Source organism: Kosakonia sp. AG348 (genome assembly GCF_003337365.1).
Classification (GTDB): domain Bacteria; phylum Pseudomonadota; class Gammaproteobacteria; order Enterobacterales; family Enterobacteriaceae; genus Kosakonia.
In genome coordinates, this window is the sequence record NZ_QPJR01000001.1 from 139,981 (window position 1) to 156,274 (window position 16,294).

At 54.6% G+C, this 16,294-nt stretch carries 17 protein-coding genes and 1 pseudogene; 8 read left to right on the forward strand and 10 right to left on the reverse strand.

Features of this window, described 5'->3' with window-relative positions:
* Window positions 1-35: 35 nt before the first annotated feature.
* Both DFO56_RS00790 and DFO56_RS00795 read right to left on the reverse strand, forming a co-directional pair.
* On the reverse strand, window positions 36-1,424 hold the full coding sequence (locus DFO56_RS00790; protein ID WP_045506963.1) for a HAMP domain-containing sensor histidine kinase: 1,389 nt from the start codon (window positions 1,422-1,424) through the stop codon (window positions 36-38).
* Window positions 1,424-2,101: a response regulator transcription factor gene (locus tag DFO56_RS00795; protein WP_045506961.1), complete on the reverse strand. Its 678-nt coding sequence runs from the start codon at window positions 2,099-2,101 to the stop codon at window positions 1,424-1,426. The genes DFO56_RS00790 and DFO56_RS00795 overlap by 1 nt, the downstream gene beginning before the upstream one ends.
* A gap of 206 nt (window positions 2,102-2,307) precedes the next feature.
* Between DFO56_RS00795 and DFO56_RS00800 the strand changes: the two genes are divergently transcribed.
* Window positions 2,308-3,144 carry a MipA/OmpV family protein gene (locus DFO56_RS00800; protein WP_045506958.1) on the forward strand — a complete coding sequence of 279 codons (837 nt, stop codon included), beginning with the start codon at window positions 2,308-2,310 and terminating at the stop codon, window positions 3,142-3,144.
* Window positions 3,145-3,318: 174 nt separating this feature from the next.
* On the opposite strand, the pseudogene DFO56_RS00805 reads toward DFO56_RS00800, so the two are convergent.
* From DFO56_RS00805 to DFO56_RS00810, 3 genes and pseudogenes are all read right to left on the reverse strand, one after another.
* A pseudogene (locus tag DFO56_RS00805) lies at window positions 3,319-3,912 on the reverse strand (LysR substrate-binding domain-containing protein); the annotation flags it as partial.
* The gene (locus tag DFO56_RS24560; RefSeq protein ID WP_147271660.1) at window positions 3,881-4,075 is read right to left on the reverse strand and encodes a hypothetical protein; all 195 of its coding nucleotides are present in this window, start codon (window positions 4,073-4,075) and stop codon (window positions 3,881-3,883) included. The gene DFO56_RS24560 and the pseudogene DFO56_RS00805, both read right to left, overlap by 32 nt.
* Window positions 4,076-4,145: 70 nt before the next feature.
* Window positions 4,146-4,916 (reverse strand): SDR family oxidoreductase, encoded by a 771-nt coding sequence (locus DFO56_RS00810; RefSeq protein ID WP_045506955.1) that lies wholly within the window; start codon window positions 4,914-4,916, stop codon window positions 4,146-4,148.
* Between the two features lie 94 nt (window positions 4,917-5,010).
* Here DFO56_RS00810 and DFO56_RS00815 point away from each other — a divergent pair, with 94 nt between their 5' ends.
* A complete protein-coding gene (locus DFO56_RS00815) occupies window positions 5,011-5,955 on the forward strand; it encodes an AraC family transcriptional regulator (RefSeq protein WP_045506952.1) in 945 nt (314 codons plus the stop codon).
* 28 nt (window positions 5,956-5,983) lie between these two features.
* On the opposite strand, the gene DFO56_RS00820 is transcribed toward DFO56_RS00815, so the two are convergent.
* The gene (locus DFO56_RS00820; RefSeq protein WP_045506949.1) at window positions 5,984-6,850 is read right to left on the reverse strand and encodes an SDR family oxidoreductase; all 867 of its coding nucleotides are present in this window, start codon (window positions 6,848-6,850) and stop codon (window positions 5,984-5,986) included.
* Between the two features lie 108 nt (window positions 6,851-6,958).
* Between DFO56_RS00820 and DFO56_RS00825 the strand changes: the two genes are divergently transcribed.
* The 3 genes from DFO56_RS00825 (at window position 6,959) to DFO56_RS00835 (ending at window position 8,577) form a co-directional block, all read left to right on the forward strand.
* Complete coding sequence (locus DFO56_RS00825; RefSeq protein ID WP_045506946.1) at window positions 6,959-7,834, forward strand: LysR family transcriptional regulator; 876 nt, start codon at window positions 6,959-6,961, stop codon at window positions 7,832-7,834.
* An 83-nt stretch (window positions 7,835-7,917) separates the two neighbouring features.
* Complete coding sequence (locus tag DFO56_RS00830) at window positions 7,918-8,076, forward strand: hypothetical protein (protein WP_158539523.1); 159 nt, start codon at window positions 7,918-7,920, stop codon at window positions 8,074-8,076.
* A gap of 96 nt (window positions 8,077-8,172) precedes the next feature.
* Complete coding sequence (locus tag DFO56_RS00835) at window positions 8,173-8,577, forward strand: GNAT family N-acetyltransferase (protein WP_052679780.1); 405 nt, start codon at window positions 8,173-8,175, stop codon at window positions 8,575-8,577.
* 109 nt (window positions 8,578-8,686) lie between these two features.
* Here DFO56_RS00835 and DFO56_RS00840 read toward each other — a convergent pair whose 3' ends face one another.
* Entirely contained in the window at window positions 8,687-9,223 is a 537-nt protein-coding gene (locus tag DFO56_RS00840; RefSeq protein ID WP_045506940.1) for a dihydrofolate reductase family protein, read from the reverse strand.
* A 602-nt stretch (window positions 9,224-9,825) separates the two neighbouring features.
* Here DFO56_RS00840 and DFO56_RS00845 point away from each other — a divergent pair.
* Window positions 9,826-10,731 carry an NADP-dependent oxidoreductase gene (locus DFO56_RS00845; protein ID WP_045506937.1) on the forward strand — a complete coding sequence of 302 codons (906 nt, stop codon included), beginning with the start codon at window positions 9,826-9,828 and terminating at the stop codon, window positions 10,729-10,731.
* Window positions 10,732-10,973: 242 nt separating this feature from the next.
* Here DFO56_RS00845 and mmuM read toward each other — a convergent pair whose 3' ends face one another.
* The 3 genes from mmuM to DFO56_RS00860 all read right to left on the reverse strand — a co-directional run bounded on the left by mmuM (window position 10,974) and on the right by DFO56_RS00860 (window position 14,408).
* Window positions 10,974-11,906 (reverse strand): homocysteine S-methyltransferase, encoded by a 933-nt coding sequence (gene mmuM / locus DFO56_RS00850; RefSeq protein WP_045506934.1) that lies wholly within the window; start codon window positions 11,904-11,906, stop codon window positions 10,974-10,976.
* Window positions 11,893-13,293, reverse strand: coding sequence for an S-methylmethionine permease (mmuP, locus tag DFO56_RS00855; protein ID WP_045506931.1), 1,401 nt, complete (start codon window positions 13,291-13,293; stop codon window positions 11,893-11,895). The genes mmuM and mmuP overlap by 14 nt, the downstream gene beginning before the upstream one ends.
* Before the next feature lie 362 nt (window positions 13,294-13,655).
* The gene (locus DFO56_RS00860; RefSeq protein ID WP_045506928.1) at window positions 13,656-14,408 is read right to left on the reverse strand and encodes an IclR family transcriptional regulator; all 753 of its coding nucleotides are present in this window, start codon (window positions 14,406-14,408) and stop codon (window positions 13,656-13,658) included.
* A 404-nt stretch (window positions 14,409-14,812) separates the two neighbouring features.
* Between DFO56_RS00860 and DFO56_RS00865 the strand changes: the two genes are divergently transcribed.
* Both DFO56_RS00865 and DFO56_RS00870 read left to right on the forward strand, forming a co-directional pair.
* Entirely contained in the window at window positions 14,813-15,205 is a 393-nt protein-coding gene (locus DFO56_RS00865; protein WP_007372873.1) for a RidA family protein, read from the forward strand.
* 200 nt (window positions 15,206-15,405) lie between these two features.
* Complete coding sequence (locus tag DFO56_RS00870) at window positions 15,406-16,245, forward strand: transporter substrate-binding domain-containing protein (protein WP_045506924.1); 840 nt, start codon at window positions 15,406-15,408, stop codon at window positions 16,243-16,245.
* The last annotated feature ends 49 nt before the right edge of the window (window positions 16,246-16,294 follow it).

Genomic DNA, 16,294 nt, shown 5'->3' on the forward strand with positions numbered 1-16,294 from the left:
CCTCCGCCGGGTCGGGATCAGCGTTGCGCTTTCGTTCAGGCGGACTTGTGGTGTGGGAAATCAACCGTAACCATCAGTCCGCCTTCTGCAGACGTAGTGAGACTTACGCTGCTGTTGTGTTGCTGCGCAACCGCTTTGACGATGGCAAGCCCCAGCCCACTCCCGCTTTGCATCTGATTAGGATCACGAAAAAACCGGTCAAACACGCGCTCGCGCAATTCAACGGGAATTCCGGGCCCGGCATCTGAAACACGTAACTGCGTGGATTTTTCTAAGGATCGCAACTCCACCTCGACCCGCCCGCCCTCAGGACTGTACTTCACGGCATTTTCAATAAGGTTATCGATAAGCGACATTAACCGTTCGCGGACACCTGTTATCCAGATTTCATCTTCAGCGTAGAATTCAAGCTCAATCCTGCGCTCAGCCGCGAGCGGCGCCAGCCCGGCCATTCGCTCTTGTATAAGTGTCGTCAGCGGCACAGGCTCCATAACCGTGTCAATGCGCGCTTCGCTGTGCATCATCAGCAGCAACTGATTGACGAGACGAGCCGCACGGCTATTGCTGCGAATAATCCCTGCCAGTAACTCTTTTTGACTGTCACTGCTGACATAGGACTGCAAAGCCTCAACATTGATTCGCATTGCAGCCAGCGGGGTACGCAGCTCGTGGGCGGCATCGGCAATGAAAACGCGTTCCCGTTCCGTACTTTCCCGCACCCTGGCAAGAAATCCGTTCACAGCGTCGACCATCTGGCGAAGCTCCCTGTGCTTTGGCACGGCTTTTAAGGGCGAGAGATCGTCCGGCGTGCGTAGGGAAATTTCATTGACCACCCGATTCCACGGGCGCATCGCAATGCGGATGGACAACCACGCGGGAAACAAAAGAAAAGGAATGCATACCAGTAGCGGCATGACGTAGTAGCCACGCGAATTCAGGTAGATAAAGAAGTTCCAGCCTCCGGCAGGGGTGATGAGTGTGACCTCCGTGTCGGAGTTCGCGGACGTCAGGGTACGGCTGGTCCAGGCGCGCCCTTCGCTCTGAACTCGCTCAATTTTCCCATCGCGGGTGTTTGTCACCCCGGTCGGTGCGCCATCAGAGGCATAAATTCTCGCTTTGTTCTTGCGCACGATAAGGCTGATGGAGAGTTCTGGATCTTCACCGCCACCGTAATCTTCCCGCACCGCTTTACTGAGCGCAGCCAGCACATGCGTTCGCTCCTGCGGGCGATCCTCCATACTCTCAACGACAGTAAAAATGGTTTCGTAAGTCTTGCTGCCCGTTAATATCGGCGGGCTACGCAAGTCCTCCCACAAAACGTAAGTCAGAAAAAGACACCAGAGCAGTGTGAGCAGTAGCATTTGAGCTACCATAATACGCCGTACGAACGTTGGGGTTCTCAGATGGCGCCAAAAATTTCGCATCAACCTGCCCCCTTCTCGATCGGAACGGTATCAATGACATACCCAACGCCCCTCACCGTTCGCACATAGCCGTCGCCGATTTTGCGACGCAAATTCCCCATATGCACATCGAGCGCATTACTCATATTTTCTTTTGCGCCAAAGATCCTTTCTTCCAGAAAACTGCGGGTCAGCACGCGATCGCTGCGCAACATCAACGTTTCAAGCAGCGCGTATTCACTTGCCGTCAACTCAACATGCCGTGCATTCACGGTCACGCGTCGCGTCGGCACATGAAGCGATAAGCCGCGAATCTCTATCGCCTCGTTCTCAAAACCGTAACTGCGGCGCGCAAGCGCTCTCACTCTGGCCAACAGCTCGGCGAGAACAAACGGTTTGACAAGATAGTCGTCGGCACCGGCGTCCAGCCCGGAGAGGAGATCGTGCAGTGTGCCGCGCGCCGTCAGGATGATGATGGGGATGCCCTTGAGCTGCTGACGCAAGCGCGCCATCAGGCTCATGCCATCACCGTCGGGTAAGCCGAGGTCGAGTAACACAAGTTCAGGCACGCAGGCATCAAGCTGATGCAGCGCATCCTCTTTTCGGCGAACCCATATGACATCAAATCCTTGATCTGCAAGAGCAATACGCACGCCATTGCCGAGATCCAGGTCGTCTTCGATTAGGAGAATTTTCACAATGGTTACGGTATCAACAGTGAATGAAGAACGTCTGAAGAAAAAAACGGTAGCAGGAAATCTATCAGCTTTGCAGCACCTGTACTTGCTTCATCCTTTCTTCATTTTTGGCTCACGAGAACTTTAGGGGGCGCATGCAAAATGAGCGTTCTGGCGTTTAACACCCGCTTGTATCGTAATCATTTGAATCCACAAGGACTTCTTTAATGAGAAACATCAAACTGCGTCATAAGTTCCCCCTTCCACTTTCGGGGCGCAGCCTGAAAAAAATGTTGCCGGGCGCGGTCCTGGCGTTACTGGCCACCCCGATACTGGCGGCAGAACAGGATCCGGGCAATGCGTTGACCCTGGGAGGCGGCGCGAATGTTACGCCACGCTATTCTGGCGCGGATAAAAGCCGCGTCACAACGGCCCTGGTGCTTGATTACACAATGGCAAATGGTTTCTTCGTCAGCACCACGCGGGGCATCGGCTACGGCAACAACCTCGGCAAGTTCGATTACAACGCGGCGCTGAGCTATCGCGCAGGCCGCAAGGATCGCGATGCGGACAGCGACTCGCTAAGCGACGGCAGCGACTACCTGCGCGGAATGGGCGACGTCAAAGGCTCGGCTCTTGGTGTGCTTGGCGTGGGGTACGGGGTGACCAACTGGCTTAATGTGCAATTGCAGGCCGAGGTGCCGGTTTCGCAGCGAAGCAATGGTGCGGCCCTGCATTTCGGCATCAATAGCCCGCTCTATGTCTCATCGAGCAACTCCGTGACGCTGGCGCTGACCGGCAGTTGGGGAACGGAAAAGTACATGCAGACTTACTACGGGGTCAGTGCATCCCAGTCGGCCGCCTCGGGGTTTACTCAATATGATGCCGGATCGGGAATTTATGCCTGGTCAACGAATCTTACCTGGACCCACAAATTCAACCAGGACTGGAGCGTGGTTGCCGCAGCAGGCGTAACGCAGTTGACGGGTGATGCGCGCAATAGCCCGATTGTGCAACGAAACACATCGCCCACAGGAAGCCTGCTGGTGACATATCGTTTCTGATCGTTGTTCAACGTGCGCTTCCCGCCCGCTTATGGCTCCGCACAGCCAATAAACAGGCATTCGTTCCGCCCCGGTTCAGCGAACGGGGCGGCACTCAATACAGTGAAGATCCAAAAGCATCTGCCCCAGGCCCGGATAAAACCGGTTAGCTGGCGCATCAGCAGAAGAGCAGGCTCACGTTGCGGACGGGGCGGGATCCGCCAGCAAGGCATCGACGATATCCAGCATGACCCGCAGGCGATCCATATGGCGCAGATCATAGTGATACCCCACCCAGATATCTTTGGATGGCGGCGGTTCCGGCATGCGAATGCTCTGCAATCCGGGGATGGCATCGCCAAGAGGCCGTGGCAAAACAGCAATTCCCATTCCCCGCTGGCACATCTGCGCCTGAACGGCACGGCTGGTGCTGGTAAATACACGCCGCGACTGCGGAAATCTGTCGAGCAGCCAGGCAACGTCAGAAAAGTGGGATTGTGCCGTATTCATAAGAATAAGCCCCACAGCAGCCGGGTCGTGCTCCGCGAGATGCGCGATTTCCGGCGTGCCATACAGCGCATAGGGCATACTCATCAGCCGGCGCTGAACAATATCCGGTTCGGTAAAGGGAACGATGCGAAATGCGATGTCGGCATCACGGCGCGACAGGTTAAGTAAGCGGTAGCTGGCGATAATTTCCGGCACAATCGCTGGATGGCGGCGCGTCAGTTCAACCAGCACAGGGGCCAGAACATAATTAGCAAACCACTCGGCTGAGCGAATAACCAGCGGAGTCGCCAGCCAGTTGAGGCGTCGTTACTTCACGCATCCACGCCTGGTACGCGCCGCGCGGCTTCTTTTCCGGGATCAAAAAGCCAATTGTCGCTGCCAGACAAAACACCCTCGCCAGCCTGATACGCGGCGAAGAGATGGAAAACGGCAGCCATCGCACTTTGCTAAAGCTCAGAGGGGAATATCCCCTCTTTGATCGTCTTTACCACTCCCGTTCCCGTTCGCAGTCGTTAGTAAGTGAAGGGTGAGCGATGCTGTGCCTCTTTCAGCATCATTTGGGCATCTTCACCCGCCGCAGTATAGAGCGGCGCACTGGCATCCCGCGCAACTGCAAGAATGGCATTCGCGACATCATCCGCATGCGTCACGGGCGAGTTGCTATCGCCCACACGCTGGATAAACTCCTGCACCATTTGCCCATAGGCGGGATCATCGATGCCTGCAAAATAGGCGCGCGCATTCTCGCCAAACTTCGTTTCCGGGGAGCGCCCCGGTAACACCACGTGAACACGAATACCAAAAGGCCTGGCTTCAATGGCGAGTGACTCGCTCCATGCATTCAGCGCCGCTTTACTGGCGCGATAAAGGCCAATCAGCGGCATCGCCCGGGTCGTTACGGATGAAGAGACGTTAATGATCACCCCTGATTTTTTCTCTCTCATCAGCGGCAGAAACGCCTGGGTTAATGACAGCGTCCCCAGCACATTGGTGTTCATTAACTGCTGCGCGGTGGCAACCGGCGTAAGTTCGACCGGTACAGGTGCGCCAAAACCCGCATTGTTCACCAGAACATCAATCGCGCCCGCCGCTTTAACGACATGGTTAATACTCTGCGCGGAAGTAATATCGAGCGGTAGGATCGTCAGTTTGTCGCTTGCAGGCAAACAGGTCGGGTCAGGCGTTCTCATGGTGGCAATCACTTCCCAGCCCTGCTGTAAAAAAAGTTTTGCTGCGGCAAGACCAAAACCTGAAGAGCAACCGGTAATCAGTACAGTAGACATATGTGATCCTCTTTGATGGCAAGAGCAGCGATCATAGCGGCCACCAGCCGGACAATATATAATCAAACGTCCCGTAAACTTTAGAGATCGTCCAATGTCAGATCCGTTGACCGATATTGTTGCCCTGCTCAACCCCAGGCCATCGCATTCAAAACTCGTTGAAGGGCGCGGTCAGTGGCGTATTGTTCGGGAATCTGGCGGAGAGGCCTTTTACTGCGCCGTGCTGGAAGGCGAATGCCTGATCACTGTTAACGGCAAAGGTCCAACGTTGCTGGTTGCCGGTGATTTTATTCTGATACCCGCCGCGTACGTTTTCGAGAACACCAACGCGAGCGGAGCTGGCTCAACTGACATCACAACACCAACGATTATCAGCGAAGGACATGTGCGGATTGGCGCAACCAGCGGACCCGCCGATCTGATCATGACTGTCGGCCACTGTGAATTCGATACGCCGGATAAGCAACTCATCGTCTCTTTGCTGCCAAATGAGATCCTGATTAAAGGGCAACGGCGTTTCGCCACCTTGCTTGAACTTCTGCTGGATGAAAGCCGGGCCCGGCGACCAGGGCGCGACGGGGTATTAATGCGGCTTTTACAGCTGCTGCTGGTCGAGTCGTTACGCAGTAATGATGATCTGCCGAAAACGGCGGGCATCCTGAAAGGGCTGCAACATGAAAAGATCGCCGTCGCGCTGCATCTGATCCATGAAAAACCGGGCGTTGAGTGGCAAATCGCCCAGCTCGCCCGCCACGCCGCCATGTCCCGCTCAGCTTTTTTTGCCGCTTTCAGTGAGACAGTCGGGATGCCGCCGGGGCAATATCTTCTCTTCTGGCGCATGTCGTTAGCGAAAAAAGCGCTGGTCAGCAGCAAAGATAAAATCGAACAAATTGCCTTTCACGTCGGCTATCAGTCTGCGAGCGCCTTTAACGTGGCATTCACGCACTATGTGGGCGTTCCACCAGGCGTTTTCAGACGCCAGAATGAGATCCCGCAAACGCGTTCCCCGGCGTTAAGCAAGGAGCAGGCTTTTCCTTAAGCCCACGCCCGCGTGCCAGAAGGGTATTTTATTGCGCGGCAAGTGCCGTCACGACGTCGCGGTAAGTATGCAGCGGGCGGCCAAGAAGCGTGACCAGTCGTTCTCTGTCGCCATCCTGCGGAAGCATGCCGTGGCTGACGTAGCGCTCAGCCATCAGACGCATTTCGTAGGCCATCCATTTCGGCATAAATTCCGCCATGCTCGCTTCAAATGCACCCGGATTATCTCCACCGTAGATAATCTCGCGGCCCAGTACCTCGCTCCATACGGCGGCGGCGCTCTCGCCGGTCAGGGTATCGGGGCCGACAAGATTAATCGTCTCGACAGGCAGTTTTTCGCTCGCCCGATCGCGTCGTATCAGTTCAATAGCCGCCACTTCAGCGATATCGCGGGTGTCGACCATCGCCAGACCAATCCCGCCGATCGGCATCGGATAAACACCGTGGTTCATGACCACATCCTTAATCATGGCCTCATTGCCGATAAAGTAGGTAGGCCGCAGGATCGTGGCGCTAAAGTCCATCGCGTTAAGCATGCGCTCGGCCCCATATTTCACGGCGAAGTGCGGCACATTGACGGCAACATCGGCGCCAAAGACGGAGAGATAAACCACACGTTCAACGCCGCACTCGCGGGCAATGTTGAGGGTAATCATCGTCTGGGTATATTCGTCGCTCGTGACCGCATTCAGTAAAAACAGCGTCTTGATGCCGCTGAAGGCGGCGCGCAAGGCGTCGATATCCAGCAAATCGCCTTTCACAACATCTACATTTGCGGCAAAGCCGGCCTTTGCGGGGTCACGGGTCAGCACGCGGAAATCGGCGCCGCGGCGAAGAAGCTGGTTAACAATATGGCGGCCGACGCGGCCGGTAGCTCCGGTGATCAGGATGGTCATGGTATTTACTCCGTGGTGTTTGGTTGGTGTGAACAAACACTATCGCGATCCATTTTCGCTTTGAAGATGCTATTTTTTAGATGGTTCGTTCCATAAATGAGACACTCCATGGATATTAATGCCCTTAAAGATTTTCACCTCATCGCGGCCTCGGGCGGGATCGGCGCGGCCAGTCGCGCCAGCGGAAAACCCAAAGCAACCCTGTCACGCAGGCTGACGGAACTTGAAGAGGCGCTCGGTGTGCGTCTTATTGAACGCGGCGGGCAGAGGCTGCACATCACTGAGGCGGGTGAACGCCTTTTGTCACGCACCGTTGGCGCAATCCGTGACATTGATGAAGCGGTCGAATCCGCGCGGGAAGCGTCGGCAACTCCTGCGGGATGGCTGCGTATTGCGGCCCCGCTGCTCTTTTCGCAACTCGCTCTCGGACAGCTTCTGGCTGAGTTTCGCCGCCGCTATCCTCGCATTTACGTTGAAGTGATTTCTGAAAATCGAATCAGCGACCTGGTGGATGAGCATTTTGATGTCGCGATCCGTATTAATCCGCACAAAAACAGCACGCTGGTTGGCAGACAGTTTGCCAGAGACAGACTGGCGCTGGTGGCGGTTCCCGCGCTTGAGATGCCGCTCAGCGATGCGCAAAGCGCGCCTGCGATCCCGGCAATTGTGATGTCAACTTATTCGGACGGCGAGCTCTGGACCGTTCAGAGCGGAGAGCGTCGTTTCGCGCCGCAACCGGTGATGCGCCTCTCTTCCCTGCTGACCGTGCGCGATGCCGTGCTGGCAGGTGCCGGCGCGGCGATGCTTCCGCAATCCATTGTCAGCCAGCAACTGGAAAAAGGTGAGCTGGTGTGCTGGGGAGAAGCCGATACATTGACTGAACTCTGGGTGCTGCACACCGCCCGTCGCCTTCAGAGCCCCAAAGTTAAGGCTTTTGTGGAGTTTATCTGCGAGCACTATCCCACCGGCTGGTTCTCTGTCTGAACCAGCCGATTCGGGTATTAACCTGAGATAACTGTTTGTTAAGCAACAGATTTAGCACTGCGCTGTGAGGGCATTATTGTTGATTGCCCAACCACGAGCGAATTCTCACGCTGTGCTGTGCTGTGCTGCGCTGGTGTCTGGTGTCTGGTGTCTGGTGTCTGGTGTCTGGTGTCTGGTGTCTGGTGTCTGGTGTCTGGTGTCTGGTGTCTGGTGTCTGGTGTCTGGTGTCTGATGTCTGGTAAGAGAGTGTTATTCTGTGTAGAAAACCACCAACGCTATGCGAGGTTACTTTGCCTTTAAATCTCCATATTCGTCCTGCTCTTGCTGATGAGGCCTCAATGCTGGCTGAACTCCGCGTTGAGGCAATGCGCCCGAGTCTTGAGGCGATCAACAGATTCGATCCCATCAGAGCACGCGAACGCTTCCTTTCGACATTTACGGATAAAGAGACGTTCATCATCTGCTACCAGCATGAGATCGTGGGATTTTACGTGCTGCGGGATTTCCCGACGTACCTCTATCTGGATCACTTCTATATTAAAAATCAATTTCAGGGTAAGGGCGTGGGAAAAGAGGTGGTGCAGCGCATACAGCAAAAAGCCAGACATCCCGGGAAAGCTATCCGACTCATCGCGTTGAAAGCAAGCCCGGCGAATGATTTCTACCGCGCTTTAGGGTTCATGTTTGAGCGAGCTGAAAGCGTTGATAATCACTATATATGGCCATGTATTGACGCTGAATGATGCACGCCTTTTCAGTGAACTGAGGCAAGGTCGTTGAAGTAAAACAGTACCGCTGGCAGCGGGCGGTACTCTCGCTTTAGCGGAGATCGCCGCTAAGTTTACAGGCGGTTTATGACGTCAGCCGATAGTGCGACTGCACCAGACCCGAAGGGAAGCTGCGGCTTGATAGCAGAGTTAACTCTATATCCCCATTCAGGGCTCCGAACAACGGTTTTCCCGAACCGAGCAGGACAGGAACGGTAGTGATAACGATATCGGCGACCAGACCTTCGCGCAGGAACGACTGTATTACCTGCCCGCCATCGATATAGACGCGATGCGCGTTCTGCGCCGCCAGGTCAGTAAGCACCTCCCCTGGCGTGCGGCATGAGAACTGCACTTTGCCCTTCAGCTTCTCGGGCACGGGAGTATCACTTAGCTGTCGGGAGAGCACCAGCACGGGTCGATCATAAGGCCATTCGTCGAAGGTCAGCACCTTCTCATAGCTACCCCGCCCCATAACGATCCAATCTTTGTCCGCGATAAATGCTGCATAGCCATGATCTTCTGTCGGGTCATCGCGCTGCAACAACCAGTCGATGTCGCCATCCTGTCGGGCGATATAACCATCAAGACTGACCGCGATAAAAACATGTGTGGTGACCATCAGGTGCTCCGTATTCAGGTTGCATATATCCCGTAGAGTTTAGGGATGTGAGCGATATTGGCCTGCTCCCTGCGGAAAAACGTAGCATGAGAGCAGCAACGTTCCCATTATGGATTACGGCAAAAAATCGTGTGGTGTTGAGTCCAGGATGGAGCAAAAGCCGTGATCTGCTCCCCATAAAGTAACCTATCGCCATGTTAACAACGCCCGCTCCTGGCACTAAGCAACCGTTCAAGAGGCAGGCATGTCGGCTGTCAGTATTTATCAATGATGCCCTGACTGACGACATAAAAAAGCAATCGCCTGGGGCTATTGACAGCCTGTTTACGCCTGAGTAGGCTCACCGGCACGTCGCGAAAAACGATCCTTTCTGCTGTTGAATTGATCGCGTACACGTCGATTCTGTTTCCTTACAGTTTGACCAGCGTCTTCGAAATCAACCGCGTTGTTGCCATGACATGGCGAAAGCGCTTATCGCTACCCGTCGGTAGCGGCACGATAAACGGAGCGTACCTATGTCAAACTCAAATTCTGACCCGCAGTTATCTGTCCGTTCTCTTCCTGCTTTTTCTGCTCCTGTGTGCGTAGACGGTAGTAACACGATGAAGGCAATCCGTTATCACGCTTTCGGTGGGCCTGATGAATTACGCGTTGATGAAATTCCTGTTCCTCACGCCGGGCCTGGCGAGATTCGTATTGCGGTGCATTATGCCGGGGTGAATCCATCGGACTGGAAACGCAGAGAGGGCCAGTATCAGGCATTCGAAGATGGGGTGTTGCCACTCACGGTGGGCGTGGAGGCCAGCGGCGTTGTTGATGAGATTGGCGATGGCGTTTCCGGCGTTGCCATCGGCGATGCGGTATTCGGTTTTGGTGATGGCACCGTCGCGGAGAAAGCCATCCTCTCGCACAGGGCGGTCAAACCCGCTGCAGTATCTTTTGCGGTGGCAGCAGGCTTGCCCGTAATGACTGATACGGCCAGCCGGGCACTCGATGAAGTGAATATAAAAACGGGGCAGACGCTGCTGGTTAGCGGGGCGGCAGGCGGTGTAGGAACGGCTATCGTCCAGCTTGCCTGCCTGCGCGGCATAACCGTTATTGGTTCAGCAAGTTCCCCTAAACATGGCTATCTCGCCTCATTAGGCGCCATTCCGACCACGTACGGTCCCGGTTTACAGGAACGAATAACACACTTAGCGCCGGGAGGTGTTGATGCGGCCATTGACGTTGCGGGTTCCGGGGTCATACCTGAATTAATTTCAATCGTGGGACATCCCGCTCGCGTGCTTTCCGTCGCGGATTTATCTGCAGAGCAGTATGGCGCGAAATTTTCCCACGGCCCGCCTGTACACCCGGAGCTGATCCTCGCAAATATTGCCCGTCTCTGTGCCGATGGCCTGTTTAAACTTAATATTGCGGGCGTATACCCACTGCAACAGACTGCCGATGCACATCGGGTAAGTGCAGAAGGCCACGTGACCGGCAAACTCGTCATCAAGGTTTGCTGAAGTGCAGCTTGCCGGAGGCAATCGGGTTACCCGTCACGTCTCGCTCTTCAATTCGGGTGCAGCCTCGGTGCCTTCCGCCATGCAATGCACAGTCATCAGGTTGAGGTTATCGGTTGTCAGACATAGACAAATTTTTCGCCAGCCATTGATAACGCAGAGAGCGATTCATCTTCATGCCAGCCGGGTGACAGGCGCCGTGGGCCACAATTTCCGGCCCACGAGCCCTGCGAGTTTCCTCGCCGTTAACGGTGTTCGCTCAGCGCGGCAATATCCTGCGGGGTAGTACGGCAGCATCCGCCAATAATTCTCGCTCCCGCCGCTAACCACTGGGGCAAATATGCCGCTAAGGATCCGCAGCTCCCGCCGTGTGTATGCCACGCCTTGGTGACGGCGTCATAGGTCTCACCAGAGTTCGGATAGACAACCAGAGGCAGCGCACTGAGACTTTGCAGATGTTTGAGGGCGGCGGTGGTTTTGCTCAGCGCAATACAGTTAATCCCCAGCGCAACAATTTGGGGACAACCAGACAGCGCATTTACCACCTGGACCAGCGGTGTGCCATCGCTCAAATGCTTGTCGTCACGTAAGGTGAAAGAGAACCACGCCTGCGCTTGCGGATATTCAGATAACAGGTCTGCCAGCGCGACGATTTCGGCGAAAGAAGGTAACGTTTCACAGGCCAGCAGATCGGCACCGGCATTGAGCAATGCGTCAATGCGCGGGCGATGAAATGCCTGAAACGCCTCGTGGCTGCACGCATAGTCGCCGCGATACTCCGAGCCATCTGCCAGATAAGCACCGTATGGCCCAACAGAGCCCGCCACCAGCAGCGGACCGGCATTGGGGTTTTCTGAGCGATAAATGTCACGCGCCTCTTTTGCCAGTTTCACACTCTGTGCAATCAGCGCTTTCGACTGCGCCTCAGTCAGCCCGCGAGCCGCAAAACCAGCGGGTGTGGCCTGGTAACTGGCGGTAATGGCTATCTGTGCGCCCGCCCGAAAGTAATCCAGATGCACGTCCCGAATACGCTGCGGATTTTCCATTAACACTTTGGCCGACCAGAGATTATCGACAAGGCTGCATCCGCGCGCTTCAAGCTCAGTGGCCAGGGCACCATCCAGCACGGCAAAGGGATGATGTTCAAGCAGCGTGGTCAGGGAGTTACTCTGCGGCATAGTCAGCCTCCTTCAAGGTTGTTTTCCGGGTGAGAAAATAGGCACCGTAGCAAAAGGCGACAAACGGCAGACCACAATAGAGCGCAATGCGCTGATCCGCATCGAACGCCAGCCCGATGCAGGCCAGCAGACACAGCACGAATCCAAGTACCGGCACCAGCGGATACCAGGGTGCCCGGTATTTCAAGGCCGCAGATGACTTGCCCGACTGTAAGTGGCGGCGACGAAAGACAAAGTGGGCCGCGCAGATGCTGAGCCAGACCGCGACAACGGCAAAGCCTGAAATGGCACTGAGCGCAACGAAGACAGTATCAGGGGCAATCACACTCGATAACAGCGCCAGCAGACCACCAAGCATCGAGACAGAAAGTGCTATCAACGGCACGCCATTTTTGTTGACGCGGGCAAAACAGCCCGGCAACGTTTTTTCGTTTGCCAGCGACCATAGCATACGACCCGACGCGTAGAGCCCGGAATTCGCCGCAGAAAGGATAGCGGTCAGGATGACAAAGTTAAAAATATCTGCCGCATACGAAATGCCGATTTTTTCAAAGACCAGCACAAACGGGCTCTTCTCAACCCCGGCCACATTTGCCGGAACCAGCGCGGCAAGGACAAAAACAGTGCCGATAAAAAACAGGATCAAGCGGGCAATCGTCGCGCGGATCGCAACCGGGATAGCCTGGTGCGGATTTTCTGTTTCACCTGCCGCGATACCGATAAGCTCCGTACCGGAAAAAGCAAAATTGACCGCCACCATGGTCATCAGAATGGGCAAACCGCCGTGCGGGAACCAGCCTTCACTGGTGAGGTTAGAAAGCCCCGGCGACGGTGAACCATCCTTCAGGGAAATAAACCCGAAAATCACCCCGCAGCCCAGGATGATGAAGACGAGAATGGTCGCGACTTTAACCAGCGAAAACCAGAACTCCCCTTCGGCAAAGAAACGGGTTGAAATCGCGTTAAGACAAAAAATTACCGCACAAAACAGGGCGCTCCATATCCAGACTGGAACCTGCGGAAACCAGTACTGCATACAAAATCCGGCGGCGGTAAAGCTTGAACCCAGTGCAACTGTCCAGGTAAGCCAGTATAGCCATGCCACGGTATACCCTGTCGCCGGACCGATATAGCGCGCCGCATAGACATGAAAAGCACCGGTTACCGGCATCGCCACGGAAAGCTCGCCAAGGCACTGCATCACCAGCCAAACGACCAGCGCCCCAATCAAATACGCCAGCAGTGTCCCTGCCGCCCCCGTAGTGGAGATGATGTATCCGGTATTAAAAAATAATCCTGTGCCAATGACGCCGCCCAATGACAGCATAATCAAATGGCGGGTTTTCATGGTGCGCTTAAGCTCGCCATTTTCTTGTTGTGTTTGCATACCACCTTCTAAACGTATAGATGTCTAAATGTCCGTGCCGGGGTACTTTATATCGTCATTATCAACAAAAGGCCAGCACCAGGCTGACATCCGGGTTGAGACACGCAGAAGCAAGGGGCGTACAAAGATCGGGAAAGCGGTTTTTTCAGCGCACGACCGGGAGGAAACAAGATAAGAATGTCGGGTATCCGGATGCCCCGCTGCAGGAGTGAAAATATCTGTGGCTGTGGGAATGAGTCCTTTTGAAGGGGTTATACCAGCGGGCTTTCGCAGCGCAACGACGCAAGCGATACAACCCCGCGCCCTCTGGTGTAACCCGACGAGACGCAAATCCATTATTTTCAATTACATGGATTATGGACTCAGGTGAAATCCGATAATTTTTGCCCGGAAACGATCAGCTCGTTGAGCAACATCTGACGGCGCTCCTCCGGCGTATCGCGACTCACCATAAAGCAGATTGCGGCGACCGCTTGCCCGCTTCGGGAACGAATCGGTGCGGCCATACAGCAGGTAAAACTCTCTGATAAGCCTTCCGTCAGACAATATCCCTGCTGTCCGGCACGATGGATATCATCGAGGAAGGCCTGTTTGTCGAGGACTTGCCCGCTCGCCAGACGGTAGTCCTCTTCGGGAATGAGATCGAGAATGGCACTATCCGACCAGTTACTGAGCAGCAGGCGACCGGTGGCAGTCCACGGAATCGGTACCCGCACCCCGACATCTGAGGTGATTTTGAACGGATGGGCATTACTTTCCGACAGCACGACGGTGTACTTATTCCCTTCCAGCATACAGAGCTGCACCGTCTCGCCATGACGGGCAACGATCTCAACCATTAACTGATGTGAGCGGCGGATCAGATCGTTATGGGCCATGTAGTCCGCACCGTAATAGTGCATTTCACGGCCGAAGAACACCGCGCCGTCGGCATCCAGTTCAAGCAACCCGGCCTCACTCAGCAGGTTAACAAGTTCATATACGCTGGAACGCGGCGCGCCAGTGGCGTCGATCAAATCGCGCATCGCCATGGGCTGACGAGCGATATGCAACTGGCGAAAAATGTCGATAACCCGGTCAACACCGCGCGCCCGCGATGGCTTCTCGTCCGGCATAAGCAAATTCTCCTGATGCAGTCGGGCGGTCGCGCCAGACAGTAAAAAAGAAAAGCATCATACACCCAGCGTCGTCGTTAACCCATCCCCGTTAATTAAAATTTCATCGCCAGCATTTATATTTCTTTGTTCTATTTTGGGGCCTCATTTTAGCGCATGACCTGCAGGTTATTTTTTTAAATAACGACAGCGGTAACATTTCCGGCCAGGAATTTCCTTCATTACTTTTTTATTTTGCGATCGCGACAACATCACGAGAAATTAAATTCTCCGCGATATATTGCAAAAGCAAAAAACCTGTGCAAATCTTGCTCTATCCGATATTGCAGATATCAGTCTGATATACCAGACAACAAGTACCCGGCACTAACGGGTATTCTCAGAACCAAAAGGAGCAGCGTTGCATGACGATTAAGCGTTATGGCATTGAAGGCGGCACCGGTACGGGTGGGCAGAAACTGCCGTTCGCACGGGCAGTTGAGGCCGATGGCTGGCTGTATATCTCAGGCCAGACACCGATGCGCGAGGGTGAAGTGGTGGAAGGCGGTATCATCGAACAGACGCAACTGGCGTTCGATAACTGTCTCACCATCATGCGGGAAGCAGGTTATCGCGTGGAAGATGTTGTGCACGTTACGGCGGTATTAACCGACGCGCGCTATTTCAGTTCATTTAATAAAGTATTCAGAGAGATATTTAGTGATAATCCGCCAGCACGTATTTGTAGCGTGCAGGATTTAGTGGTCGACTGCAAAGTGGAAGTGGATATGAAATGTTTCCGCGCTGACCGCAAATAATTAAAACCGTTAAAACAGGCTGCGCTTTTTATTTTTTTCTTCGTCAACACCAGGACCGCCTGTTATTAATTGATGCTTTTGCTTTTTCACCAGAATATCCCGAAATAATCAGCGCTGCCGCTGCGCGGGCGATCGCCTGACTTATCACGGGTGACACGGTATTACGCCGTCTCGTCAAACATTAAAAGAGAGCATAAAAAATGAATGCAACAACATCGCTGAAATTAAGTGCCGCAGCACTGGCCGGCGCGCTGGTATTGCTGGCTGTCTCAGGCTGTACGCCGACCGAAGAGAAAAAAGAAGCGGGTGCAGCGCCGCAGTCTGCACTGCAAACCGTCCTGCAGCGCGGCACACTGCGCGTGGGCGACTGCCTGAGCTTTGCCCCGTTTGGTTTTTACGATAAAGACGGCAACCCGGATGGTTATGACGTCGATCTGGCCAAAGCGCTGGCGAAAGAGATGGGCGTCAAACTGGAGATGGTCAACACCACCAGCGCCAACCGCATTCCTAACCTGCAAACCAATAAAGTCGACGTGGTGTTCTGTAACTTCACCCGCAATCTGGAGCGCGCCAAAGAGATCGGTTTCACCAACCCATACGTCGTGGCGAGCGAAGCCATGCTGGTGCGTAAAAACAGCGGCATTCAGTCCGCGCATGACATGGCCGGAAAAACCATCGCCACGGTGAAAGGTTCCACCAACGGCGACGAAGTGCGCAATCTCGGCATCGACGTGAAAATTCAGGAGTATGACTCATCCCAGGCGGCGATTCTGGCGGTGAAGCAGGGACAGGCTGATGCGATGATCGAAGATAACAACTTCCTCGCCTATCAGGCGAAGCTCGATCCGTCGCTGACCGTGACCAACGAAGCGCTGGTGCCGCTGGAGTACAACGCCTTTGGCGTGAAACAGGGCGATCAGGTGTGGACCAACTATCTGAACGAATTCCTTTTTGAAATCAACGCCTCCGGCGAGAACGCGCAGCTGTATGAGAAATGGTTTGGCAGCAAACCGCGCTACCCGCTGAATCCGCAATACTGATTGTTCGCCCGCGGTGCAGCAGCCGATGCTGCACCGCCTGAAGGAGTCA

Excerpts from the sequence above, each read along its gene's own strand:
- DFO56_RS00790 (WP_045506963.1), bottom strand. The coding sequence starts at position 1,424 with ATGCGAAATTTTTGGCGCCATCTGAGAACCCCAACGTTCGTACGGCGT.
- DFO56_RS00800 (WP_045506958.1), top strand. The coding sequence starts at position 2,308 with ATGAGAAACATCAAACTGCGTCATAAGTTCCCCCTTCCACTTTCGGGG.
- DFO56_RS00810 (WP_045506955.1), bottom strand. The coding sequence starts at position 4,916 with ATGTCTACTGTACTGATTACCGGTTGCTCTTCAGGTTTTGGTCTTGCC.
- DFO56_RS00815 (WP_045506952.1), top strand. The coding sequence starts at position 5,011 with ATGTCAGATCCGTTGACCGATATTGTTGCCCTGCTCAACCCCAGGCCA.
- DFO56_RS00820 (WP_045506949.1), bottom strand. The coding sequence starts at position 6,850 with ATGACCATCCTGATCACCGGAGCTACCGGCCGCGTCGGCCGCCATATT.
- DFO56_RS00825 (WP_045506946.1), top strand. The coding sequence starts at position 6,959 with ATGGATATTAATGCCCTTAAAGATTTTCACCTCATCGCGGCCTCGGGC.
- DFO56_RS00835 (WP_052679780.1), top strand. The coding sequence starts at position 8,173 with ATGCTGGCTGAACTCCGCGTTGAGGCAATGCGCCCGAGTCTTGAGGCG.
- DFO56_RS00840 (WP_045506940.1), bottom strand. The coding sequence starts at position 9,223 with ATGGTCACCACACATGTTTTTATCGCGGTCAGTCTTGATGGTTATATC.
- DFO56_RS00845 (WP_045506937.1), top strand. The coding sequence starts at position 9,826 with ATGAAGGCAATCCGTTATCACGCTTTCGGTGGGCCTGATGAATTACGC.
- mmuM (WP_045506934.1), bottom strand. The coding sequence starts at position 11,906 with ATGCCGCAGAGTAACTCCCTGACCACGCTGCTTGAACATCATCCCTTT.
- mmuP (WP_045506931.1), bottom strand. The coding sequence starts at position 13,293 with ATGCAAACACAACAAGAAAATGGCGAGCTTAAGCGCACCATGAAAACC.
- DFO56_RS00860 (WP_045506928.1), bottom strand. The coding sequence starts at position 14,408 with ATGCCGGACGAGAAGCCATCGCGGGCGCGCGGTGTTGACCGGGTTATC.
- DFO56_RS00865 (WP_007372873.1), top strand. The coding sequence starts at position 14,813 with ATGACGATTAAGCGTTATGGCATTGAAGGCGGCACCGGTACGGGTGGG.
- DFO56_RS00870 (WP_045506924.1), top strand. The coding sequence starts at position 15,406 with ATGAATGCAACAACATCGCTGAAATTAAGTGCCGCAGCACTGGCCGGC.